The organism is Streptomyces sp. NPDC014727 (assembly GCF_043083485.1).
Taxonomy (GTDB): Bacteria; Actinomycetota; Actinomycetes; order Streptomycetales; family Streptomycetaceae; genus Streptomyces.
Genome location: NZ_JBIBYR010000011.1, coordinates 239954 through 261749, shown reverse-complemented (window position 1 = coordinate 261749; position 21796 = coordinate 239954). Strand labels below are relative to the sequence as shown.

The following is a 21796-nucleotide window of genomic DNA, read 5'->3' as shown; positions in this document are numbered from 1 at the left end:
CGGGGGTCTTTCGGGTTCGAGGCTTTCGGGCTCAGGCGAGGTGGTGCAGCTGGGCGAGCGGCACGGCGTCGGCGGCGGGGGTTCCGGTGGGGACGCCGTCGACCAGGACGGGTGCCGGTTCGCGGGGCACCAGGACGTGCGGGGTCGCGGTGTTGTGGAGCATGTCCGCGCGGGTGAGGCCGCGGGAGCCGCGGATCGGCGCGTAGCTGAGTCCCTTGGGCAACGCCGCGCGGGCGGCCCGGTCCGCCAGCGCGGCCTCGGCGACGAAGATCCGGGAGAGCCGTGCGGGCGCCTGGCCGAGGGCGCCGAAGTAGGGCCGATACGTACGGGGCTGGGTCAGCCGGGTCGATCCCGAGCCGGACCCCGTGTTGCCCCAGGCCACGAATCCGGCCTTGATGACCAGCTCCGGCTTCGACCCGAAGTACGCCGGGTGCCAGAGCGCCAGGTCCGCGAGGCGCCCCGCCTGGGCGGTGCCGACCTCGTGCGCGAGGCCGTGGGCGATCGCCGGGTTGAGCGTGATCTTGGCGAGATAGCGCAGGGCCCGCTCGTTGGCGCGGTGCTCCACGCCGCCCTCGCCGGCCGCCAGGGCCTGGAGATGGGCGAGCTGCCAGGTGCGGCGGACGGTCTCGGCTATGCGGCCCATACCCATGGAGTCGGAATTGACGATGGAGATCGCACCGAGGTCGTGCAGGGCGTTCTCGGCGGCGATGGCGTGGGCGCGGATACGGCCCTTGGAGATCTCGATGTCGCTGGCGCAGTGGTGGTTCTGCCGGTGCACGGTCATCGTCATCGGGAAGAGCTCCCCGACGGTGTTCGGGGTGTACGGGATGGTCGGCGTGGTGGAGGACGGCAGGATGTTCGGCTCGGAGAGGATCTCCAGCAGATCGGGGTGCCCCCCGCCACCCTCCACGTGGTACGCGTGCACGGTCCGGCCCCGGGTGGAGCCGATGGTGTCGCGCAGATAGCCGGACTCGTTCATGGAGTCGGTGTGCAGGGCGACCGGCAGATCGGCGGCCTCGGCGGTGTCGAGGCAGTTGTCGATGATGCGCGGGGTGGCCCCGAAGTCCTCATGGATCTTGAAGCCGCCGGCCCCGGCGAGCACGGACTCGTCGAGCAGGGTGCGCGAGCTGGACGAACCGCGCGCCAGGAAGGCGATGTTGAGCGGGGTGCCCTGCCAGGAGCTCATCAGGGTGTGCAGATTGTGGGCCGGATTGCAGCCGATCTCCCAGACACCGCCGAGACCCATGCCGACGAGCGTGGTGACTCCGGCCGCGAGCGCCGCGGGCGCCACGTCGGGCGAGGAGAGATGGACATGGCTGTCCACGATCCCGGGGGTGGCGATCAGTCCCTCGCCGGGGACGACCGAGGTGTGCGAGTCGATGGCGTACTCGACCGGCATCACGTCCGGGTTGCCGACGCCGCCGACGGAGACGATCCGGCCGTCCTTGATGCCGATGTCGGTCTTGCGTACGCCGAGAACCGGGTCCATGAGGACGACTCCGGCCACCACCATGTCCAGGGCGGAGTCCCGGTCGGAGCGCGGGGAGGCGAGCAGTCCGTCGCGTACGGTCTTGCCGCAGCCGCCGAGCAGTTCGTCGCCGGGGGTGCCGTCGTCGGCCTCCACCTCGACCCAGAGGGAGGTGTCGCCGAGCCGGATGCGGTCACCGGTGGTCGGCCCGTACAGGGCGTTGTACGTACGGCGGTCGATGCTGGTCATGCGCGCGGCTCCTCGGACTGGGCGTGCTGCGGGTGGCGGGAGAGGGGGATCAGCGAGACCTCCCGGGACTCCCCCGGTTCGAAGGCCAGCGCGGTGCCGGCGGCGATGTCCAGCCGCAGCCCCCGAGCCGCTTCCCGGTCCAGCTCCAGGGCCTCGTTCACCTCGTGCAGCGGATAGTGCGAGGAGATGAACACCGTGCGGTCGCCGGTGTTGCGGAGGGTGAGGACGGTGCGTGGGCGCCCCTCGTTGATCCGCACCGGGTCGGGGGCGGTCCTGACGGCACCCGGCGCGGTGTCCGGGCTCCCCGGGCCGATCGGCCGGTCGACGGCGACGAGGGCGGTGCCGCTGGGGAAGAGCGCCTCGACCTGCACGGTGGTGACGATGTCGGCCACGCCGTCCATCACCTCGGCCTCGGTGAGCACGGAGCGGCCCACCTCGATCACCTCGTCCAGACCGAGCCCGTCCCAGGCGGCTTCCAGCACCTCGTCGCAGATCAGGGCGATGGCCTCCGGCGTGTTCAGCCGCCTGCCGCGCGCCCTGCGACGGCGGGCCAGTTCGGCGACGGTGAACAGCTGGAGACGCTCCTGCTCGCGAGGCGTCAGATGCACTGCCAGGACCTCCCTGAATGCGGCGGGTCCCGGAAGGGGTTTCCGGGTTGCCTCAGCTTCGAGGGCAACGAGCACAAATCCAACGTCGAAACATCACCCGTACAGCCCCTTACATTGGTCATATGCACACCCCGGTTTCCGAATTCCCAGCCCCGTCCCGTCGGATCGCGGAGCTCGCGGGCCAGTGTCTGGACAACATCGACGGGCTGATCGGCCAGTGGATGGAGATGATCAACCCGGTCCGCAGCGCCTATGCGGACCGGGTGCCGGACGCCGATTTCCGCAGCTCCGCCTGGCAGGCGTTCGAGCTGCTGCTGCGGACGGTGGCGCAGCTGCCGGTGCCCGCGCACATCGCGGGGGTGTCGCAGCGCGTGGGTGAGCAGCGGGCCCGCCAGGGTGTCCCGCTGGACTCGCTGCTGGAAGCCGCCCGGCTGGACTTCCGGGTGGTGTGGGCGGCCTTGGTCCAGCGGGCGGACGAGTCCGACATGGCGGAGCTGGTGACGTCCGCCTACCACGTGTGGGAGGCCGTCGAGTCCCATGTCACAGGCATCATGACGGCGTATCAGCGCACGGTTCTGGAGATGGGCCGACGCCAGGAGGACGAGCGGCGGATGTGGTTCTCCCGGCTGCTGGAGAGCGAGGGCCACAACCCCACGGTGGTACGGAACGCGGCGTTGGCCCTCGGTTTCGACGGCGCGGGCACCTTTCTGTGCGCGGCGGCGCCGGCAGCGGAGGGTTCGGGGCTGCACCTGGCCGCGACGGCGCTGCGCGCGGCGGGTGCTCCGGTGCAGTACCAGGCGGTCGGCGGGGACGCGGTGCTGGTGGTGGAACTGGGCCGGCGCACCACGTGGCAGTCGGTGCTGGTCCGGCTCGCGTCCACGCCGTGCGGTGTCTCGCCGCAGACGAGCGGACTCGCGGCGGTCCCCAGAGCGGCCGTGCTGGCCATCGCGACGGCGCAGATGCTGCCGCCGGGCGCCCGTTCACCGAGGCTGCTGGAGGACAGCTGGCTGGATGTGCTGGTGCGGCGGGCGGGGGACTTCGGCACGGATCTGGCCGCCGACGTCCTGGGCGGTCTCGACGCTCCCGAGGTGTCGGCCTCGGAGGCGGCGCGCCTGCTGGAGACCGTCACCGAGCATCTGCGCGGCAGCGGCTCCATCGCGGACACCGCGGCAGCGCTGTACTGCCACCGCAACACGGTTCAGCACCGCTTCGCCCGCTTCCACGAGCTGACCGGCCGAGACGTCCGCCGCCCCGACGACGCGGCACTGGTCGCGGTGGCCCTGCGAGCCAGGACCGCGGCCGCGGACTGAGGGGTGTCCCGGGAGGCTGTGGACGAGTCATGCAGGACTCGGCCGAGGGATCGTGAACGGGCGGGCCGGACGGCCCCGGTGTGATCCGACGAGAGGCCCTAACCGCGCGGGCGCTGGGCGCGTGCGGAGGCGTACAGACAGACGGCCGCCGCCGTCGCCAGATTGAGGCTCTCCGCCTTGCCGTGGATCGGCACCCGTACCACGGCGTCGGCCAGCTCCCGGGTCTCCTCCGGCAGGCCCCAGGCCTCGTTGCCGAAGACCCAGGCGGTCGGCCCGCCCATGGTCCCCGCGTCGAGCTCGTCGTCGAGGTCGTCGTCACCCGCACCGTCGGCGGCGAGGATCCGGACGCCCGCCTCCCGCAGCCCCTGGACGGCCTGCTCGACCGGGACGCCGACGGCGACCGGCAGATGGAAGAGCGAGCCGACCGAGGCCCGGACGGACTTGGGGTTGTAGAGATCGACCGAGGCGTCCGTGAGCACGACGGCGTCGGCTCCCGCGGCGTCGGCGCAGCGCAGCACCGTACCGGCGTTCCCGGGATCGCGTACGTGGGCGAGGACGGCGACCAGTTTCGGCTTCGCGGCGAGGATGGCCTCGAACGGCGAGTCGAGGAAGTGGCAGACACCGATCAGGCCCTGCGGGGTGACGGTCTGCGACACATCGGCGAGCACATCCGTGTCCGCCAGGTGCACCCGGGCACCGGCCGCGTGGGCGGCTTCGACGATGTCGGCGTACCGCTCGGCCGCCTCGACGGTGGCGAACAGCTCGATCAGCGTCGCCCGGCCGTCGTCGCCGCGGTGCTCGGCGGCCTCGCGCACGGCCTGCGGCCCCTCGGCGATGAACCTGCGCTCCTTGCCGCGGAAATTGCGCTTGGCCAGCCGCCGGGCGGCGGTGACGCGCGGCGATCGCGGGGAGATCAGTTCGGGGGTGCCCATGGTCGGCGGCGAGCCTCTCTGCGTACGGGGGTGGTGACGGGTACGGAGGTGACGGACGTACGGAACACGTCCTGCAACGCACCGGACCCGCAGACGACGAGCGCCTGCGGGTCCGGCTCAGAAGCCAAGAAGTGCGACCTGGATCAGGCGGCCTTCGGGGCGTTGACGTCGCTCGGGAGGGCCTTCTGGGCGACCTCGACGAGGGCGGCGAACGCGTTGGCGTCGTTGACCGCGAGCTCGGCCAGGATCTTGCGGTCCACCTCGATGTTGGCGGCCTTCAGACCCTGGATGAGGCGGTTGTACGTCATGCCGTTCTGGCGGGCAGCGGCGTTGATGCGCTGGATCCACAGCTGACGGAAGTCGCCCTTGCGCTTCTTGCGGTCGTTGTAGTTGTAGACGAGGGAGTGGGTGACCTGCTCCTTCGCCTTGCGGTACAGGCGGGAGCGCTGGCCCCGGTAACCGCTGGCCTGCTCGAGGATTGCCCGGCGCTTCTTGTGAGCGTTTACTGCCCGCTTGACGCGTGCCACTTTTTAACTCCTTGTAGCGGGGCCGTGGTTGGACTCACACGGCCCGGAAACGAATTGGTCCCGGTCTGGTCGAGGTCGCCGCCCCCGGATTCACCGGAGGCTTCGGCCTCACTTGCCGAGAAGCTTCTTGACCTTCTTGGCGTCGGCCGGGGCCAGCTCGACCGTGCCGGTCAGCGAGCGGGTCTTCTTGGACGACTTGTGCTCAAGAAGGTGGCGCTTGCCGGCGCGCTCACGGAGCACCTTGCCGGAGCCGGTGATCTTGAAGCGCTTGCTGGCACCGCTGTGCGTCTTGTTCTTCGGCATCGCGCCGTTCTCTCCTCGTCAGTGGCGCCCCTCTCGGTGCGGGCACCGGACAGCAGGGGCGTCAGATCTTGGTGGGAATTCCGGGGGGACCCGGGGCCGCCTGGATGGCGGCCCCCTGAGGTCACGCCTCGGAAGGTGTCTCGGCCGAAGCCTCGGGCTGCGGGGCAGCCTCACCCGCGGCCTCGGCGTCCGGGGTGGATCCCTGACGCCCCGCCTTGCGGGCGGCCTGGGCCTCGCGGGCCTCGGCCATGGCTTCGGTCTTCTTCTTGTGCGGGCCCAGAACCATGATCATGTTCCGGCCGTCCTGCTTCGGGTTGGACTCGATGAAGCCGAGTTCCTCCACGTCCGAAGCGAGACGCTGGAGCAGTCGGAAGCCCAGTTCAGGGCGGGACTGCTCACGACCACGGAACATGATCGTGATCTTGACCTTGTCGCCCTGCTTGAGGAACCGGACGACGTGACCCTTCTTGGTGTCATAGTCGTGCGGGTCGATCTTCGGCCGGAGCTTCATCTCCTTGATGACCGTGTGCGCCTGGTTCTTGCGCGCCTCACGGGCCTTCATGGCCGACTCGTACTTGAACTTCCCGTAGTCCATGAGCTTGCACACGGGCGGACGGGCGGTCGCCGCCACCTCGACCAGGTCGAGGTCGTACTCCTGTGCGAGTTCCAGGGCCTTGGCAAGCGGAACAATCCCGACCTGCTCGCCGCTGGGACCGACAAGTCGCACCTCGGGCACGCGAATCCGGTCGTTGATGCGGGGCTCGGCGCTGATGGATCCTCCTCGGTAGCACCACGCGGCCGTCTGGCGGACAGCCACGTAACGTCTGTTTCGTCAGACCAACCGCACCAGGCCAAGAAAAATGCCCCGGACGGGACACAGGCGGGGCTCCTGGAACAACCGGAACACCGCCGCGGTCAACCGCGGGGCGCATCGGGTGGCTCCATCGTCCGTACGGAACGATGGGCGCCACCTGACCGGTGACCCGCTGTCCGACAAGGACAGCCAGGTGGGAGATCGGAGCCTCCACTTGTGGGCCGGGCACATAGCTGCCCAGCCGGTCGTTACACAAGGTTAGCAGCTCCCCCGGGCGGGCGCTAACCGGCTACCGCTCGCGGCTCCCGCAGACAGGGAGGCGCCGCAGGGGGCCTATCGTATGGCTCATGAGTGACGCGACCCCCACCACCGATTCCCCCGGCTTCGACGACATGGCCCGCGACATCGCGGAGGTGCCCGCGGTCGAGGTGATCGTGACGGTCGCGGTCAATCTGATGAGCGCCGCGGCCGTGAAGCTCGGACTGACCGAGGACGGCGACGAGCACAAGGACCTCGACGAGGCCCGCAAGCTGGTGCACGCGCTGGCCGGCCTGCTGGACGCCAGCACCACCGAGATCAGCTCGTTCCACGCGGCTCCGCTGCGTGACGGCCTGAAGTCCCTGCAGCTCGCGTTCCGCGAGGCGTCGCTCGTTCCGGACGAGCCCGGCCAGGGTCCCGGGGAGAAGTACACGGGTCCCGTCTTCGGCTGAGCCCCGCTCGTCCGTACTGCTCCACGACGTTCCACGGCCGTGGGCCCCTGCCCGTCCCGGGCCCGGGTCCACGGCCGTCGTCGTCCTCGGCCCCGGCACCTGCCGGGGCCGAAGAGCCCTCCGGCAGGAGACCGCCGTCCGTACACCGGTCGACGCGTGTATCCGTACGCGCAGGACGGACCGGGCCGTCAGCGCGTGAACAGGGCCTCACCGGGCGCGGCCGCATCGGCCGGGAGCAGCGCCAGGTCCAGGCCGCGCACGAGGCGCGCGCGCAGGACCTCATCGGCCGCCAGCCGTTCCGCGACCCGCCGGGCGGCGTCGGCGGGGTCCGCGTCGGGTGCGAGCACGAGCGCGAGGGTGCCGTCCGCCCGCCCGGGACCGAGGTGGGCGCGGAGCACCGCGGGTTCCGCGGCGACCGCCTGCCGCACCGCCGAGGTGACCGCGGGGTCGTCCAGCGGATCGGCGCTGGTGCGGCCCTCGGCGAGGGCGAGCAGGGCGGAACCGGTCAGCTCGAAGGCCACCGGGCCGGCGAGATCGAGGACGACCGTGTCCGCCTTCTCGTGCGCGGCGGCCTGCAGTGCCTGGTGCAGGGGCACGGCGACGGGACGGGCCTGCGGATCCCAGCGGGCCAGCGAGTCGGTCGAGGTGAAGGCGGGCAGGGCCCGGCGGTCTCCCGCCTGAAGGGTGGGGACGGCCATGTCGCTGGTCTTCTCGCGACGCAGCCCGTTCTCGTCCTCCTCCACTTCCCCGAGCACGGCGACGACGGGGACCAGGAGCCGGGTGCCCTTGAGTGCTTCGAGGACCGGGCCGACGGCCTTCCGGTCCTCGGCCCACGCGGCCAGCGCCGCGCTCAGGGCCGGATCAGCCGTGCCGTCGTCGTCGGAGTAACCGGGGTCCGGAATGTTCTTCTGCGCCACAGGGCGAGCGTAGTGCGTGGGGATTCCTGGCGTGGCAACCGGGGGTTTCTTACCCTGGCAACCGGGGGTTTCTTGCCGTGGCAACAGGTCGGACTCAGCCGGTTCCCAGGTGCCGTTCCTAACGTCCGGGGCATGTCCCGAAGTAGATTCCGCAGCTCCGCCCTGTCCGCAGCCGTGACGGCCGTTCTTCTGCTGGCGGGTTCGGCCGCGGGTGGCATCTGTCTGGCCGGCCGGTCGTCGGATCACGCTCCCCGCGCCTCGGCGTCCGTATCGTCCGTACCGGCCGCCGGGAGCACCCCGGCCGCGGCAACGACGAGTGAGGAGCCGACGGTGGATCTCGACGCGGCGCTGGCCGCGGCGGTGGAGCCGCTGCTGACCGACGTGGGTGACGTGGAGGTGTCCGTCGCGGTGCTGGACACCGGGAGCGGGGCGCGGGCGGTCTACGGGGACGGGGCGTACGACACCGCCAGCATCGTCAAGGTCGACATACTCGCGGCGCTGTTGCTCAGGACCCAGGACGAGAAGCGTGCACTCACCGCAGGCGAGCGCGGCTACGCGACCGCCATGATCGAGTGGAGTGACAATGCCTCCGCCACCGCGCTGCTGCGGGCGATCGGCGGGGCGGATGCACTCGACGCGGCCAATGAACGTCTGGGCCTGACCGGGACGACGGCGGCGGGCGCATGGGGGCTGACCCGGACCACGGCGGCGGATCAACTGGCTTTGCTGAAAGCGGTGTTCGGTACGGAATCGGAGCTGAGCGAGGGTTCCCGCACTTATCTGCAGGGGCTGATGGGACGGGTCGAGGCCGACCAGCAGTGGGGGGTGTCGGCGGCGGGCAGCAGTTGGGCCCTGAAGAACGGCTGGATGCCCCGGACGTCGACCGGGCTGTGGGACATCAACAGCATCGGACAGGTGCGGGCGGACGGCCGCACCTATCTGGTGGCGGTGCTCTCGGGCGGGCAGCGGACGAAGGAGACGGGCATCGCGCTCGTCGAGTCGGTGGCGAAAGCGGCGGTGGATGTGCTCGACGCCGCTCGGTGAACAGGCGAGGCGGTGCCGCGTTCAGCGCCGTACGGTGGCCGGTCTGCCGCTCCTGCCTCGCCACAGCACCACGGCCAGTGCCAGCAGGACCGCTCCGAGACCGCCCGCGGCGGGGGCGAGCCAGCCCGCGGGGCCGCTGTCATGGCGCTCGGGGGTGGGGCCGGCGCCGAAGTACCGCTTCCGGTATCCGGCCTCGGCGGACTCGGCACGCAGGCCGGCCGGACGGAGCGCGGCCCCGGCCCTGATCGCCGCGGCGGGGTCGACGATGCCGTATCCCCGGGCGTCGTCCCGGCCGGACGCGGGGGCGCTGCGGGCCGTGTCCGTGAGCAGGCGCTTGATCTGGGCGGGGGTCAGTCCCGGGTGCGCGGCGCGGACCAGCGCGACCGCGCCCGAGACGAACGCGGCGGCGGCGGAGGTGCCCCACTCCACGTAGTACTGGCGGTCGGGGGCGGCGACGACGATGTCCACTCCGGGGGCGCTGACGGTCGCGTACCAGCGGCGGGTGGAGAACGCGGCGTGGGTGCCGTACCGGTCGACGGCGGCGACCGCTATCACGCCGGGATAGGCGGCGGGGTACGAGATGTGGTCGCCCTTCTCGCCCCCGTTGCCCGACGAGGCGACGACGACGGCACCCTTCTTCAGCGCGTACTGGACAGCGGCGTCCTCGCCCGGTTCGGGGTGGGCCGACTCGCTGTCGTCGCCGAGCGAGAGGTTGATGACGTCGGCGCCGTGGTCGGCGGCCCAGCGGATGCCGTCGGCGAGGGCCGTGCCCCGGGACTCCCGGGCCTTAGCGCGGGAGGGGTCGGAGGCTTCGAGGATCACCCGGACCGGAAGGATCTTCGCCTCCGGCGCGATGCCCAGGACGCCGTCGCCGTGTCCGTCACCATGGCCGTGACCTGCGATGATCCCCGCCATCGCGGTGCCGTGCCGGGCCCAGGAGCGGTCGCCCCGGCCGGCCCCGAAGCCGATCATGTCCCTGCCGGGCAGCACCTGGCCCGCCAGGTCGGCAAGGCTGCCGTCGACCCCGGTGTCGACGACGGCGACGGTGATTCCCCGGCCCTTGGTGGTCCGCCAGGCCTGATCGGTGTGGAGTGCCTGAAGGCCCCACTGCTGGTCCCGGATGGCATCGGCCCTGGCCGGCACCGCGGGCAGGAGCGCGAACGTGGTGGCGGCACAGACGGCGCCCAGGACGCGGCGGCGCGTGCGGCGGCTCATTCCGGCTGCTCCGTGAGGTCGGTGACGGTCCGGCGCAGGCCGCGCTCGATCCGGTCGGCGATTCCCTTGGCCTCGTGACCGAGTCCGGCCTGGGCGGCGGCCGTGGTGGCGTTCGCGGCCATGGCCCCGGCGGCGGGCTGCGGATCGGGGACCGTGCGGCCGTCGGCGAATCCGGAGACGGCGAACACGACGACGGGGACCTCGGTCAGTACGTGGATGGTCCAGCTGGCACGCTGCCGGTCGCCGAATCCGGCGGCGACCGTGTCCTCGACGGGGTACGCACGGGGCATCAGATCCGCGCGCCGGTCGAGGTGCTGGTCGGTGAAGCGGGTGCTCAGCGCCCTCATGGCCTCGGTGTCCCCCTCGGTGAAGATCACCCCCACCGTGGTGACGCTGCTGGTGGTGGCGTCGGTGTAGGTGGCCCGGAGCATGCGCTCGCACCCGACGGGGGCGAGGGTCCCGGCCAACAGCGGGTCCAGGGCCGAAGCGCAGCCGCCGTCCGGGGCGACGGCGACGCGGGTCCAGACCCGGTCGGCACCGCCGGGCCCCGCTCCGTCACCTGCCAGCGTGCGCGGGAAGAGCGTGTCCACGGGGACGCTGTGCCAGGCCGAGCGGCCCACGGTGTAGGCGCTGTGGGCGGCGGGGTCGGCCGAGGAATCACTGGTCAGCCAGGCGCCGGTGGCCGCGCCGCCGATCAGTCCGAGCCCGAGCACCACACAGGCGGCGGCGGTCGCGGTCCTGAGGGGGTGGCGGGTACGGATCGGGCGCAGCCGGGTCGTGGTCTCGACGGGGGTCTCGGGCGGCGGGTGGCCGTACGGGTGCTGCCGAGGCTGCTGGTACGCGTGCGGGAGGTGCGTCGGCCCGGTCGGTGGTGCCCCCGCACCCGGGGGCGGGGTGAGGTCCACGGCACCGACGGGCCGCCGGCGGGTCGGGGCGGGCGGCTGCCCGGGGTGGGGCGGGGCGGCGGAGGGAACGGCGGATGAGGGGACCGGGGGAACGGGCCGCAGCCGGGTCGTCGTCTCCACGGGCGGCGCTCCGGCAGCGGGCGGCGCCTGAGGTGTCACCACCGGTCGCGGCTCCTGAGGCGGCGCCGGCTGATCCGGCTGCTGCTCCGGCTGCGGTGGCCGAGGCGCGGAGTGCGGCGCCGGGGCGGCCGGGACCACGGGCACCGCCGGACCGGGGTTCGGCGTCGGCTCTCCGGGCGGCGGGGTCCCGGGACGCGGCGGAAGGGGCGAGGCGGCGGCCGAGGTGTCGGCAGGACGCCGCGCCGGGTGTGCGGCCATCGGTGGCGGCGGGGTCGTGGGGCGGGGCGGGACAGGAGCACGTTGCGCCTCGGTACTCATCCGCCCCCCTGGTCCTGTTCCGTACCGTGCGCGGATCGACGTCACAGGCAGGCCCGTTGGTTGCCGCGTGCCCGTCACTCTACGGGGTGCAACGGCCCCTGCGGGAGCGGGACGCCGCGCCCCTGGACGATCTGCGCAGATCATCCCCCTACCCAGCGGTACGGACGTCTGGCAAGCTGCGGCCATGACTGCGCGCGCCGCTGACCGGACCCGCTACGACCGGGCCACCGCCCATCTGGACGCCCCGATCGCCATCGTCGATCTGGACGCGTTCGACGCCAACGCCGACGATCTCGTGCGCCGGGCCGCCGGGAAGCCGATCCGGGTGGCGAGCAAGTCGGTGCGCTGCCGGGCCCTGCTGGAGCGGGTGCTCGCGCGGCCCGGCTTCGCGGGGATCATGTCGTTCACGCTGGCCGAGTCGCTGTGGCTGGCGCGGGCCGGTTTCGAGGACGTGCTGCTGGCCTATCCGTCGGCCGACCGGGCCGCCTTCGCGGAGCTCGCCGCCGACCCGAAGCTGGCCGCCGCCGTGACGGTGATGGTCGACGACCACGCGCAGCTGGAGCTGATCGACGCGGCGCGGGCCGGTGGCCGCGAGGAGATCCGGGTCTGCCTGGAGCTGGACACCTCGTTGCGGCTGCTCGGCGGCCGGGTCAGGATCGGCGCCCTGCGCTCACCGCTGCGCTCCCCCGCCCAACTGGCCGAGCTGGCACGCTCGGTGGCGCGCAGGCCCGGTTTCCGGCTGGTGGGTCTGATGGCGTACGAGGGGCACATCGCCGGGGTCGGCGACTCGGTCGCGGGCCGGCCGCTGCGCTCCCGGGCGATCCGGCTGATGCAGGCCACGGGCCGCAGGGAGCTGGCTGTCCGGCGGGCCGAGGTGGTGCGGGCGGTGCGGGCGGTGGCACCGGACCTGGAGTTCGTGAACGGCGGTGGCACCGGCAGCGTCCAGCACACGGCGGCGGAGCGCGCGGTGACCGAGATCGCGGCCGGCTCCGGGCTCTACGTACCGCGGCTGTTCGACAACTACACGTCGTTCACGGCGCGTCCGGCGGCGCTGTTCGCCCAGCCGGTGGTGCGCCGGCCGGGTGTGGGTATGGTGACGGTCCTCGGGGGCGGCTACCCGGCGTCCGGGCCCGCGGGCGCGGACCGGCTGCCGGTCCCGTATCTGCCGGAGGGGCTGTGCTACGACGGGCAGGAGGGGCCGGGCGAGGTGCAGACCCCGCTGCTCGGTGCCCCGGCCGACGATCTGCTGATCGGTGACAAGGTGTGGTTCCGGCATGCGAAGGCCGGTGAACTGTGCGAGCGTTTCGACGAGTTGCAGCTGATCGAGGGCGACCGTGTGACGGCGGCCGTGCCGACGTACCGGGGCGAGGGCCGTACGTTTCTCTGAGCCGGGGTCCCCGGCCGGGGCCAGGGCGCCACGGAACTCCGACGCCGCCGCTCGTCCGGCCGTCGTCGATCGGCCGGACCGGTGCCCGGCGTCGCGGCCGGCGATACCCGGGCGGTGTCGCGTCGCTCATCCCCCCACGCCGGGTTTCCGCCGCCGACAGGGGCCGTTCGAGCCCCTGTCGGCCTGCTTCGGCCGCTTCGCGCGGAAGGGTCTGGTGCTGTGGCCGGAAAGGTTTGCCGGAACCTTTCCGGCCACAACAGTGGCTAGAGGGGTGTGACGTACGCGCCGGAGATGCCCCCGTCGACGAGGAAGTCGGTGGCGTTGACGAACGAGGAGTCGTCGCTCGCGAGGAAGGCGACCGCCGCCGCGATCTCCGTTGCCTCGGCGAAGCGGCCGACCGGGATGTGCACCAGCCTGCGGGCCGCGCGTTCCGGATCCTTGGCGAACAGTTCCTGGAGCAGCGGGGTGTTGACCGGTCCCGGGCACAGCGCGTTGACCCGGATGCCCTCGCGGGCGAACTGCACGCCGAGTTCGCGGGACATGGCGAGGACGCCGCCCTTGGACGCGGTGTACGAGATCTGGCTGGTGGCGGCTCCCATGATCGCGACGAAGGACGCGGTGTTGATGATCGAGCCGCGGCCCTGGCGGCGCATGTAGGGCAGGGCGGCCTTGCAGCAGAGGTAGACGGAGGTCAGATTGACGTCCTGGACGCGCTTCCACGCCTCCAGGCCGGTGGTGAGGATGGAGTCGTCGTCGGGCGGGGAGATGCCCGCGTTGTTGAAGGCGATGTCGACGGAACCGTAGGTGTCGAAGGCGGTCCTGAAGAGCGCCTCGACCTGTTCCGGGTCGGTGACGTCCACGCGTACGAAGGTGCCGCCGACCTCCTCGGCCGCGGCCTTGCCCGCGTTCTCGTCGATGTCCCCGCAGACGACGTTCGCGCCCTCCGCCGCCAGGCGGCGTGCGGTGGCGAGGCCGATGCCACTGGCGGCTCCGGTGATGACGGCGGTGCGGCCGACCAGGCGGCGGCAGATGTTCTCGCTGTCGGTGGTGGTCATGCGGGCTCAGGCCTCCGTACTGAAGAAGACGTTCTTGGTCTCGGTGAATGCGGCGAGCGCGTCTGGGCCGAGTTCGCGACCGAGTCCGGATTGCCCGTAGCCGCCGAACGGGGTCCAGTAGCGGACACTGGAGTGGGAGTTGACGGAGAGGTTTCCGGCCCGGACCGCCTGCGAGACGCGCAGCGCGCGGCCCACGTCACGGGTCCAGACAGAGCCGGCCAGGCCGTACTCCGTGGCGTTGGCGAGCCGGACGGCGTCGGCCTCGTCGTCGAAGGGCAGGACGACGGCGACCGGTCCGAAGACCTCTTCGGTGGCGACGGGTGAGTCCGGGCGGGCGTCGGTGAAGACGGTCGGCGGGAACCAGAACCCGGGGCCTTCGGGTGCCTTGCCGCTGAGGGCGGTCGCGTCCTCGGGGACGTAGCTGCGGACCCGTTCCAGCTGCGCCCGGGAGATCAGGGGGCCCATCTGGGTGTTCTCGTCGAACGGGTCGCCCACGACGACCGATTCGATCGCGGGGGCGAGGAGTTCCAGGAAGCGGTCGTACGCGGATCGCTGGACCAGGATGCGGGTGCGGGCGCAGCAGTCCTGCCCCGCGTTGTCCAGGAACGCCATGGGTGCGGCGGCCGCGGCGGCCTCGATGTCGGCGTCGGCGAAGACGATGTTGGGGCTCTTGCCGCCGAGTTCGAGGGTGAGCCGCTTCACCCGGGCGGCGCACTTGGCCATGATGTGCCTGCCGACCCGGGTGGAGCCGGTGAAGACGATCTTGGCGATGCCGGGATGCTCGACCATGGCATCGCCCGTCACGTCGCCCGCGCCCGGCAGCACCTGGAGCAGGTGTTCCGGAAGCCCTGCGTCCAGGGCGATCCCGGCCAGTCGCAGGGCGGTGAGCGGGGTGGTCTCGGCGGGTTTGAGGAGTACGGCGTTGCCTGCGGCGAGGGCGGGGGCGACACCCCAGGCGGCGATCGGCAGCGGGAAGTTCCACGGTGCGATGACGCCGATGACACCGAGGGGTTCGAGGAGCGTGATGTCGAGTCCGCCGGGCACCGGGATCTGCCGGCCGGTGAGCCGTTCCACTCCCCCGGCCGCGTAGTCGAGCAGATCACGGACGTTGGCCGCTTCCCAGCGGGCGTTGCCGAGCGTGTGGCCCGCCTCCTGGACCTCCAGTCGGGCCAGTTGCTCGGCTTCGCCGTCGACGGCCAGGGCGAAGCGGCGCAGCAGCCGGGCGCGGTCGGCGGGGGTGAGGGCGGCCCAGGTGCGCTGGGCGGCCGCGGCCCGGACGACCGCCGTGTCGACCTCGGCGACGGTGGTGGACGCGACGGTGGCGAGGAGTTCTTCCGTCGCCGGGTTGAGTACGTGGTGTTCCACCGGGTGGTCGGGTGTGGTCACTCAGTGCCTCACAGGCGTTCGAAGGAGCGGCGGAGCTCCCAGTCGGTCACTGCGGCGTCGAAGGCTTCGAGTTCGACGCGGGCCATGTTGCGGTAGTGCGCGACGACGTCGTCGCCGAAGGCCGCCGTGGCGATCTCGCTCCTCTCCCAGAGTTCGGCGGCCTCGCGCAGCGTGGTGGGAACGTGGTCGTATGCGGCGGTGTAGGCGTTGCTCCCGCACGGCTCGGGGAGTTCGAGTCCCTTCTCGATGCCGTGGATGCCCGCCGCGACCATGCCGGCGACGGCGAGGTACGGGTTGACGTCACCGCCGGGCAGCCGGTTCTCGAAGCGCGTCGAGCGGCCGTGGCCGACGACGCGCAGCGCACAGGTGCGGTTGTCGTGCCCCCAGGCGACGGCGGTCGGGGCGAAGGAGCCCGGCTGGAAGCGTTTGTAGGAGTTGATGTTGGGCGCGTAAAGGAGGGAGAAGTCACGCAGGGCGGCCAGTTGTCCGGCGAGGAAGTGCCGCATCACCGGGGACATGCCGCCGTCTTCGTCCGCCATGGCGTTGCGCCCGGCCTCGTCGACCGGCTGGAGCGAGAGGTGGATGTGGCAGGAGTTGCCCTCGCGCTCGTTGAACTTGGCCATGAAGGTGAGCGCGACGCCCTCCTGGGCGGCGATCTCCTTGGCGCCGGTCTTGTAGACGGCGTGCTGGTCGCAGGTGACCAGGGCCTCGTCGTAACGGAACACGATCTCGTGCTGGCCGGGGTTGCACTCGCCCTTGGCGGACTCGACGGTGAGCCCCGCGGCGGTCATGTCGTTGCGGATGCGGCGCAGCAGCGGCTCGACACGGCCGGTGCCGAGGACGGAGTAGTCGATGTTGTACTGGTTGGCCGGGGTCAGGTCACGGTAGTTGCGGTCCCAGGCCTGCTCGTAGGTGTCCTTGAAGACGATGAATTCGAGTTCGGTGCCGACATGGGCCGTGTAGCCGAGCTCCGCCAGCCGTTCCAGTTGACGGCCCAGGATCCGCCGGGGCGCGGCGGCGACGGGGGAGCCGTCCTCCTGGGTGAGGTCGGCCATGACCATGGCCGTGCCCTCGTTCCAGGGCGCAGGGCGCAGGGTGGAGAGGTCGGCGTGCATGGCGAAGTCGCCGTAGCCGCGGTCCCAGGAGGACATCGCGAATCCGTCGACGGTGTTCATGTCCGTGTCGACGGCGAGCAGGTAGTTGCATCCCTCGGTGCCGTGCTCCACGACCTCGTCGAGGAAGAAGCGGGCGGCGAACCGTTTGCCCTGCAGCCGTCCCTGCATGTCGGGGAAGGCGAGGACGACGGTGTCGATCTCACCGCTTGCGACGAGGGCGCGCAGCTCCTCGATCCCGAGCGGTGGGGTTCGGTCTGCCACGGGATACTCCTCCTTCGGTCAGCCGGAACGCTTAAGGTATGTGAGAGAACCATTAATTGTGAAGGGAAAACGGGACGTGGCCGAGGAAAGCGAGTTCACCGACCGCCCGATGCCCGTACTGCGGCCCGTACGGGCGGGGAACGGCTTCGAGGAGGCGCTGGAGCAGATCCTCCAGGTGGTCAGGCTCGGCCTGGTGCCCGGCGGCGGGCGGCTGCCGGCCGAGCGCGAGCTGGCCGAGCTGATGGGGATCAGCCGGGTCACGCTGCGCGAGGTGCTGAAGGTCCTGCAGGACCAGGGCCTGGTGGAGAGCAGGCGGGGGCGGTACGGCGGGACGTTCGTGCTGCCCCGCACCGGCAGCCCGGGCGAGGACGAGCTGCGCCGGAAGGTGGAGTCCGTCGACATCGAGGACGTGCTGCGCTTCCGCGAGGTGCTGGAAGCCGGGGCCGCCGGGCTGTGCGCCGCACAGGGATTGACGGACGAGGACGCGGACCGGCTGCGTGCGGCTCTGACGGCGACTCACGAAGCACCTCTGCCCGAGTACCGCAGGATCGACACCCTGTTCCACCTCACCCTGGCCGAACTCTCCGGCTCCGCAACGCTGACCGCGCAGTACGCGGCCGTCCGGGCCACGCTCAACGACCTGCTCGACTGCATACCGCTGCTGGTACGGAACCTGGAGCATTCGCAGCATCAGCACGCGAGTCTGGTCGAGGCGGTTCTCGACGGGGACGCGGAGGCGGCACGTGCGGTGATGCGTGAGCACTGTGCGGGCACGGCCGCGTTGCTGCGCGGATTCCTGGCCTGAGCCGCGGCAGGCCGCCGGATGCACCGCTGCCACTGCTGTACCGACCCTCGGAATCGTAAAGGTATCCTCTGCCACCATTGACATCATGGAACCGAGTCCGCCCGCACAGGCGGCCGACCGGAGGGACCGCCCCGTGTCCGAACCTCTCATCGGCGTCTCCACCTATCTGGAGCCCGTGGCGCGCTGGGGTGTCTGGGAGCTGCCCGCCGCCCTCCTCCCGGCCGCCTATCCACGCATGGTCCAACGGTCCGGCGGCCTCGTCGCGCTGCTCCCCCCGGACGCCCCCGGCCGGGCGGCGGCCGCGGTGGCCCGGCTGGACGGTCTCGTGATCGCGGGCGGTGCCGATGTGGAACCGGAACGGTACGGCGCGGAGCGCGACTTCCGGACCGGTCCGCCGGCGCGGGAGCGCGACGCCTGGGAGCTGGCCCTGATCAGGGCCGCACTGGAGTCCGGCACACCGGTGCTGGGCATCTGCCGCGGTATGCAACTGCTCAACGTGGCGCTCGGCGGCACCCTGGTCCAGCACCTCGACGGGCACGCCGGCCCCTTGGGCGCGACCGGAGTCCTCGGCACCCACCCCGTGACCCCCGTACCGGACACCCTCTACGCGTCGATCGTGCCCGAGGAGACCGACGTCCCCACCTACCACCACCAGTGCGTGGAGCGGCTGGCACCGGGGCTGGTGGCGTCCGCGCACGCGACGGACGGCACGGTCGAGGCGGTCGAGCTGCCGGGAGCGCAGTGGGTGCTCGGGGTGCAGTGGCATCCGGAGATGGGCGACGACCCACGGCTGACGCAGGCACTGGTGACGGCCTCCACGACCCGGCCGGTCCGGGCCCGTACACCGTTCGCGGACCTCACGCCACCGCGGTCGGCGGGGGCCTGAGAGCGCGCCGCCGTCGGCCCGTCGCCCGGACCGCTACAGGTCGCGGCCCGTGAGCGACAGCAGATCCCGGGCCGGGCCGGTCGGGCGGTGGCCCGAAGGCCATACGGCACGGAGCTGACGGCGGAGCCGTACTCCGGCGACCGGGATCTTGACCAGCCGTCTGGCGGACAGCTCCTCGCCCAGCGCCAGTTCGCTCAGCACGCACGGTCCCGCGCCGCTCTGCGCCGCCCCCTTCACCGCGGTGGTCGAGGAGAGTTCGAGCAGGGGCTGGGCGAGGCCGCCGTGCACGGCCAGGGCGGCGTCCAGGACCTGGCGGGTGCCGGAGCCGTACTCGCGCAGGATCAGCGGGGTCGCGGCCAGTTCCTGCGGGGTCAGGGCGGTGCGGCGGCGGGCCCACGCGTGCGACGGGGCCACCGCGACGACGAGACGGTCGTGGGCGATGACCGTGCCGTCGAGCCCTTCCGGCACGGTGAGGCCCTCCACGAAACCGAGGTCGGCCTCACCGACGAGAAGCCGCCCCGCGACCGCCGCCGAATTTCCGGCGAGCAGCGAGACCGCGGTGTCCGGCCGTTCGGCGCGCAGCGCTATCAGCCAGCCCGGCAGCAGGTATTCGGCGATGGTCATCGAGGCGGCGACCCGCAACCGGGAGTCCCGCCGGTCGCGCAGCGCCTGCGCTCCGGCGTCGAACGCCTCGGCCGCCTCGACGATCCTGCGCGCCCAGTCGGTGACCAGCGCGCCCGCGTCGGTGAGCCGGGACCCGCGTGGTGAACGGTCCAGCAAGGCCAGGCCGAGCTGCCGCTCCATCGACCGGATGCGGCTGCTGGCCGCGGGCTGGGTGACGCCCACGTCCCGTGCCGCGCGCCCCAGACTGCCGTGCCGGGCGACGGCGAGGAGCAACTCCAGCGCGCCGAGGTCAGGAACCCGGTGCGCGAGCGGAATGTGTTGTTCACCGGACATAAAGCCAGCTTATGACCTCATAGAGACGGGGTCCCTGGTGAGGCCGGACCCGCGCGCCGAAAATCGTGGCATGGCCATCTTTCCGCAGACTCAGCAGTCCCCAGTCACATATGCGCCCGCTCCACGGCTCCCGCACCTGCGGCACATCGGCCCCAACTGGTACGCGACCGTCATGGGCACCGCCATCGTCGCGAGCGCGGGTGCCACCCTGCCCGTGCACGTCCCGGGCCTCCGGGGTGTCTGCACGGTGGTGTGGGCGCTCGCGACCGTGATGCTCCTCGCCGTGCTCACGGCCCGCACCGGCCACTGGCTCGCCCATCGCGACCAGGCCCGCACCCATCTGCTCGACCCGGCCGTCGCACCGTTCTACGGCTGTCTCGCGATGGCGCTGCTGGCGGTCGGCGGCTCGACGATGGTGGTCGGCCGGGACGTCATCGGGCATCCGGCGGCCCTGGCCCTCGATGCCGTGCTGTACACGGCGGGCACGATCGTCGGGCTGGCCTCCGCGGTCGCGATTCCGTATCTGATGGTCGTGCGTCACCGGGTCGAGCCCGGCACCGCGTCGCCGGTGTGGCTGCTGCCGGTGGTCGCCCCGATGGTCTCCGCGGCACTCGGCCCGCTGCTGGTTCCGGAGCTGCCCGCCGGTCAGTGGCGGGAGGCGATGCTGCTGGCCTGCTACGCGATGTTCGGGCTGAGCCTGCTGGCCACGCTGGTGATGCTGCCGCTCGTCTTCGCCCGCCTCGTCCACCAGGGCCCGCTGCCGCTCGCGCTGACGCCCACACTGTTCCTGGTCCTCGGTCCGCTGGGTCAGTCGACGACCGCGGTCAACCAGCTCGCCGATGTGGCACCGGGGGCGATCGGGGCGCCCTACGCCTCGGGCCTCGAGGTGTTCGCCGTGCTGTACGGGGTACCGGTGATGGGTTTCGCGCTGCTGTGGCTGGCGCTGGCCGTCGCACTGGTGGTGCGGGCCGCACGGAACGGCATGACCTTCAGCATGACGTGGTGGGGCTTCACCTTCCCGGTCGGTACGTGTGTCACGGGCGCCACGGGTCTGGCCCGGCACACCGGGCTGACGGCGTGCACCTGGCTGGCCGTCGCGCTGTATGTGCTGCTGGTGACGGCATGGGCGGTGGCCGGGCTCCGGACGCTGCGCGGGCTGTTCAGCGGAGCGCTGCTCGCAGCGCCGAAGGCGCCTGCACCAGCGACGGCCCGTACCACGTGAGGAATCGCCCGTCGACGAGTACGGCGGGCAGTGCGGGAAACGCCTCGGGGCCGTCGTCCGCGGTGAAGCGGTACGGCTCGTCGGGCAGGACGACCAGATCGGCACCCGCCGTGTTGAGCGCGTCGAGCGGAATGCGGGGATAACGCTCTGCGTGGTCCGCGTAGACGTTCTCGACACCGAGCCTGGCCAGCAGGTCCCCGGCGAAGGTCTCACGGCCCAGCACCATCCAGGGCCTGCGCCAGACGGGCACGACCGCACGGCGCGGGGCGTGGGGCGTCGGGAGCGCGGCCCAGGCGGCCTCGGCCTCGTCCAGCCAGCGCGGCCTGGCCTGTCCGCAGGCGGTGACCAGGACCCTTTCCAGTTCCTCGAAGGCCTGGTCGAGGGTGCGGACCTCGGTGACGAGCACCTCGATCCCGGCGTCCCCGAGCGCCGCGAGATCGGTCGCGCGGTTCTCCTCCTCGTTGGCGACGACGAGATCGGGCCGGAGCGCTACGACGGCGGCCACGTCGGGGTTCTTGGTGCCGCCGATCCGGGCGGCGGTCAGGCCCGGCGGGTGGGTGCACCAGTCGGTGACGCCGACCAGCAGGCCGGGGGCGGTGACGGCGACGGCCTCGGTGAGCGAGGGGACCAGGGAGACGACTCGCACGGCGGCTGCTCCTCCCTCAGCGACGTGGCTCGAAAGTGGCGTCGATGTGCTCGGCGACCGCGACGACCAGCAGCCGCGTACCAGGCATCGTGGCCCGCCAGCGGTGCCGTACCCCGCCGGACAGGAACAGCGTGTCACCCTCCTCCAGCCGGTGCGCCTGCCCCTCTGCCTCCACCTCCGCCGCACCCCGCACCACATACATCAGCTCGTCGTTGCGGTGCTGGAACTCGCGCCCGAGGTCGAGTTCGCCGGTGAACTCCAGGGCGCTGAGCTGGTGGCGCCCGCGCACCACCCTGCGTACCCCGTCCCCCTCGCCCGCCCGTACGACGTCGACGGCGCGCGCCGAGTCCGCGGCGGCGCGCAGCCGTGCCGTGGTGGTCTCCAGGGCTTCGGCGACCCGGTCCAGGGACCGGGCGCTGGGCCTGGCCCGCTCGTTCTCGATCTGGCTGAGAAACGGCACGGACAGGCCACTGCGGCCGGCGACCGCGGCCAGGGTGAGCCCCAGGGATCTGCGTCGTCGGCGGACCGCGGCGCCCACGCGGAGCGCTTCCTTGTCGTCCATGTCCGGCTCCCTCCCGACTCGTCATCCTTCCGGCTGCGGGCACATTACGCATACGGTTGCGCAAGGTCGGCCGG

Annotated in this window: 22 protein-coding genes; 7 read left to right on the top strand and 15 right to left on the bottom strand. The window is 72.0% G+C overall.

All coding sequences use genetic code 11. The annotated features are described in order from the left end of the window. Positions 1 to 31: 31 nt before the first annotated feature. A complete protein-coding gene (locus tag ACF1B9_RS19835) occupies positions 32 to 1717 on the bottom strand; it encodes an urease subunit alpha (RefSeq protein ID WP_391740264.1) in 1686 nt (561 codons plus the stop codon). Continuing rightward, entirely contained in the window at positions 1714 to 2325 is a 612-nt protein-coding gene (ureA, locus tag ACF1B9_RS19830; protein ID WP_391740265.1) for an urease subunit gamma, read from the bottom strand. The genes ACF1B9_RS19835 and ureA overlap by 4 nt, the downstream gene beginning before the upstream one ends. Positions 2326 to 2447: 122 nt before the next feature. Here ureA and ACF1B9_RS19825 point away from each other — a divergent pair, with 122 nt between their 5' ends. Continuing rightward, positions 2448 to 3635, top strand: coding sequence for a PucR family transcriptional regulator (locus tag ACF1B9_RS19825; protein WP_391740266.1), 1188 nt, complete (start codon positions 2448 to 2450; stop codon positions 3633 to 3635). Positions 3636 to 3733: 98 nt separating this feature from the next. Here the strand turns inward: ACF1B9_RS19825 and ACF1B9_RS19820 are convergent, their stop codons facing one another. The 4 genes from ACF1B9_RS19820 to infC form a co-directional block, all read right to left on the bottom strand. Beyond that, positions 3734 to 4567, bottom strand: coding sequence for a TrmH family RNA methyltransferase (locus tag ACF1B9_RS19820; RefSeq protein WP_391740267.1), 834 nt, complete (start codon positions 4565 to 4567; stop codon positions 3734 to 3736). Between the two features lie 143 nt (positions 4568 to 4710). Further along, positions 4711 to 5094, bottom strand: a complete 384-nt coding sequence (rplT, locus tag ACF1B9_RS19815) for a 50S ribosomal protein L20 (RefSeq protein WP_018103794.1) — start codon at positions 5092 to 5094, stop codon at positions 4711 to 4713. A gap of 108 nt (positions 5095 to 5202) precedes the next feature. Then, positions 5203 to 5397, bottom strand: a complete 195-nt coding sequence (rpmI, locus tag ACF1B9_RS19810; protein WP_114243588.1) for a 50S ribosomal protein L35 — start codon at positions 5395 to 5397, stop codon at positions 5203 to 5205. Between the two features lie 121 nt (positions 5398 to 5518). Continuing rightward, positions 5519 to 6214, bottom strand: a complete 696-nt coding sequence (infC, locus tag ACF1B9_RS19805) for a translation initiation factor IF-3 (RefSeq protein ID WP_391740268.1) — start codon at positions 6212 to 6214, stop codon at positions 5519 to 5521. A gap of 344 nt (positions 6215 to 6558) precedes the next feature. On the opposite strand from infC, the gene ACF1B9_RS19800 reads away from it, so the two are divergent. Further along, positions 6559 to 6921: a DUF1844 domain-containing protein gene (locus ACF1B9_RS19800; protein WP_093896122.1), complete on the top strand. Its 363-nt coding sequence runs from the start codon at positions 6559 to 6561 to the stop codon at positions 6919 to 6921. Between the two features lie 188 nt (positions 6922 to 7109). On the opposite strand, the gene ACF1B9_RS19795 is transcribed toward ACF1B9_RS19800, so the two are convergent. Then, positions 7110 to 7838, bottom strand: a complete 729-nt coding sequence (locus ACF1B9_RS19795; RefSeq protein WP_391740269.1) for an SseB family protein — start codon at positions 7836 to 7838, stop codon at positions 7110 to 7112. Positions 7839 to 7970: 132 nt separating this feature from the next. Between ACF1B9_RS19795 and ACF1B9_RS19790 the strand changes: the two genes are divergently transcribed. After that, the gene (locus ACF1B9_RS19790; protein WP_391740270.1) at positions 7971 to 8882 is read left to right on the top strand and encodes a serine hydrolase; all 912 of its coding nucleotides are present in this window, start codon (positions 7971 to 7973) and stop codon (positions 8880 to 8882) included. 21 nt (positions 8883 to 8903) lie between these two features. Here ACF1B9_RS19790 and mycP read toward each other — a convergent pair whose 3' ends face one another. Beyond that, positions 8904 to 10097, bottom strand: coding sequence for a type VII secretion-associated serine protease mycosin (gene mycP / locus ACF1B9_RS19785; protein WP_391740271.1), 1194 nt, complete (start codon positions 10095 to 10097; stop codon positions 8904 to 8906). Next, positions 10094 to 11002 carry a hypothetical protein gene (locus ACF1B9_RS19780; protein WP_391740442.1) on the bottom strand — a complete coding sequence of 303 codons (909 nt, stop codon included), beginning with the start codon at positions 11000 to 11002 and terminating at the stop codon, positions 10094 to 10096. Before ACF1B9_RS19780 ends, mycP begins: the two co-directional genes overlap by 4 nt. Before the next feature lie 622 nt (positions 11003 to 11624). On the opposite strand from ACF1B9_RS19780, the gene ACF1B9_RS19775 reads away from it, so the two are divergent. Next, positions 11625 to 12827, top strand: coding sequence for an amino acid deaminase/aldolase (locus tag ACF1B9_RS19775; RefSeq protein WP_391740272.1), 1203 nt, complete (start codon positions 11625 to 11627; stop codon positions 12825 to 12827). Positions 12828 to 13090: 263 nt separating this feature from the next. On the opposite strand, the gene ACF1B9_RS19770 is transcribed toward ACF1B9_RS19775, so the two are convergent. The 3 genes from ACF1B9_RS19770 to ACF1B9_RS19760 are packed head-to-tail and all read right to left on the bottom strand — an operon-like array spanning position 13091 to position 16644. After that, entirely contained in the window at positions 13091 to 13882 is a 792-nt protein-coding gene (locus ACF1B9_RS19770; RefSeq protein ID WP_391740273.1) for a 3-oxoacyl-ACP reductase, read from the bottom strand. A gap of 6 nt (positions 13883 to 13888) precedes the next feature. After that, entirely contained in the window at positions 13889 to 15268 is a 1380-nt protein-coding gene (locus ACF1B9_RS19765) for an aldehyde dehydrogenase family protein (protein ID WP_391740274.1), read from the bottom strand. Positions 15269 to 15276: 8 nt separating this feature from the next. Continuing rightward, positions 15277 to 16644, bottom strand: a complete 1368-nt coding sequence (locus ACF1B9_RS19760; protein WP_391740275.1) for a glutamine synthetase family protein — start codon at positions 16642 to 16644, stop codon at positions 15277 to 15279. Between the two features lie 109 nt (positions 16645 to 16753). Here ACF1B9_RS19760 and ACF1B9_RS19755 point away from each other — a divergent pair, with 109 nt between their 5' ends. Both ACF1B9_RS19755 and ACF1B9_RS19750 read left to right on the top strand, forming a co-directional pair. Further along, the gene (locus tag ACF1B9_RS19755) at positions 16754 to 17449 is read left to right on the top strand and encodes a FadR/GntR family transcriptional regulator (RefSeq protein ID WP_391740443.1); all 696 of its coding nucleotides are present in this window, start codon (positions 16754 to 16756) and stop codon (positions 17447 to 17449) included. 133 nt (positions 17450 to 17582) lie between these two features. After that, the gene (locus ACF1B9_RS19750; RefSeq protein ID WP_391740276.1) at positions 17583 to 18335 is read left to right on the top strand and encodes a gamma-glutamyl-gamma-aminobutyrate hydrolase family protein; all 753 of its coding nucleotides are present in this window, start codon (positions 17583 to 17585) and stop codon (positions 18333 to 18335) included. A gap of 33 nt (positions 18336 to 18368) precedes the next feature. On the opposite strand, the gene ACF1B9_RS19745 is transcribed toward ACF1B9_RS19750, so the two are convergent. Further along, positions 18369 to 19292, bottom strand: a complete 924-nt coding sequence (locus tag ACF1B9_RS19745) for a LysR family transcriptional regulator (protein ID WP_391740277.1) — start codon at positions 19290 to 19292, stop codon at positions 18369 to 18371. 70 nt (positions 19293 to 19362) lie between these two features. On the opposite strand from ACF1B9_RS19745, the gene ACF1B9_RS19740 reads away from it, so the two are divergent. Further along, on the top strand, positions 19363 to 20514 hold the full coding sequence (locus ACF1B9_RS19740) for a TDT family transporter (RefSeq protein WP_391740278.1): 1152 nt from the start codon (positions 19363 to 19365) through the stop codon (positions 20512 to 20514). Here ACF1B9_RS19740 and ACF1B9_RS19735 read toward each other — a convergent pair. Further along, positions 20453 to 21160, bottom strand: coding sequence for a helical backbone metal receptor (locus ACF1B9_RS19735; RefSeq protein ID WP_391740279.1), 708 nt, complete (start codon positions 21158 to 21160; stop codon positions 20453 to 20455). The genes ACF1B9_RS19740 and ACF1B9_RS19735 overlap by 62 nt on opposite strands. Positions 21161 to 21176: 16 nt before the next feature. Next, positions 21177 to 21722, bottom strand: a complete 546-nt coding sequence (locus tag ACF1B9_RS19730) for an XRE family transcriptional regulator (RefSeq protein ID WP_351079264.1) — start codon at positions 21720 to 21722, stop codon at positions 21177 to 21179. Between the last annotated feature and the right edge of the window lie 74 nt (positions 21723 to 21796).

Excerpts from the sequence above, each read along its gene's own strand:
- ACF1B9_RS19835 (WP_391740264.1), bottom strand. The coding sequence starts at position 1,717 with ATGACCAGCATCGACCGCCGTACGTACAACGCCCTGTACGGGCCGACC.
- ACF1B9_RS19825 (WP_391740266.1), top strand. The coding sequence starts at position 2,448 with ATGCACACCCCGGTTTCCGAATTCCCAGCCCCGTCCCGTCGGATCGCG.
- ACF1B9_RS19820 (WP_391740267.1), bottom strand. The coding sequence starts at position 4,567 with ATGGGCACCCCCGAACTGATCTCCCCGCGATCGCCGCGCGTCACCGCC.
- rpmI (WP_114243588.1), bottom strand. The coding sequence starts at position 5,397 with ATGCCGAAGAACAAGACGCACAGCGGTGCCAGCAAGCGCTTCAAGATC.
- ACF1B9_RS19800 (WP_093896122.1), top strand. The coding sequence starts at position 6,559 with ATGAGTGACGCGACCCCCACCACCGATTCCCCCGGCTTCGACGACATG.
- ACF1B9_RS19790 (WP_391740270.1), top strand. The coding sequence starts at position 7,971 with ATGTCCCGAAGTAGATTCCGCAGCTCCGCCCTGTCCGCAGCCGTGACG.
- mycP (WP_391740271.1), bottom strand. The coding sequence starts at position 10,097 with ATGAGCCGCCGCACGCGCCGCCGCGTCCTGGGCGCCGTCTGTGCCGCC.
- ACF1B9_RS19775 (WP_391740272.1), top strand. The coding sequence starts at position 11,625 with ATGACTGCGCGCGCCGCTGACCGGACCCGCTACGACCGGGCCACCGCC.
- ACF1B9_RS19770 (WP_391740273.1), bottom strand. The coding sequence starts at position 13,882 with ATGACCACCACCGACAGCGAGAACATCTGCCGCCGCCTGGTCGGCCGC.
- ACF1B9_RS19755 (WP_391740443.1), top strand. The coding sequence starts at position 16,754 with ATGCCCGTACTGCGGCCCGTACGGGCGGGGAACGGCTTCGAGGAGGCG.
- ACF1B9_RS19745 (WP_391740277.1), bottom strand. The coding sequence starts at position 19,292 with ATGTCCGGTGAACAACACATTCCGCTCGCGCACCGGGTTCCTGACCTC.
- ACF1B9_RS19740 (WP_391740278.1), top strand. The coding sequence starts at position 19,363 with ATGGCCATCTTTCCGCAGACTCAGCAGTCCCCAGTCACATATGCGCCC.
- ACF1B9_RS19730 (WP_351079264.1), bottom strand. The coding sequence starts at position 21,722 with ATGGACGACAAGGAAGCGCTCCGCGTGGGCGCCGCGGTCCGCCGACGA.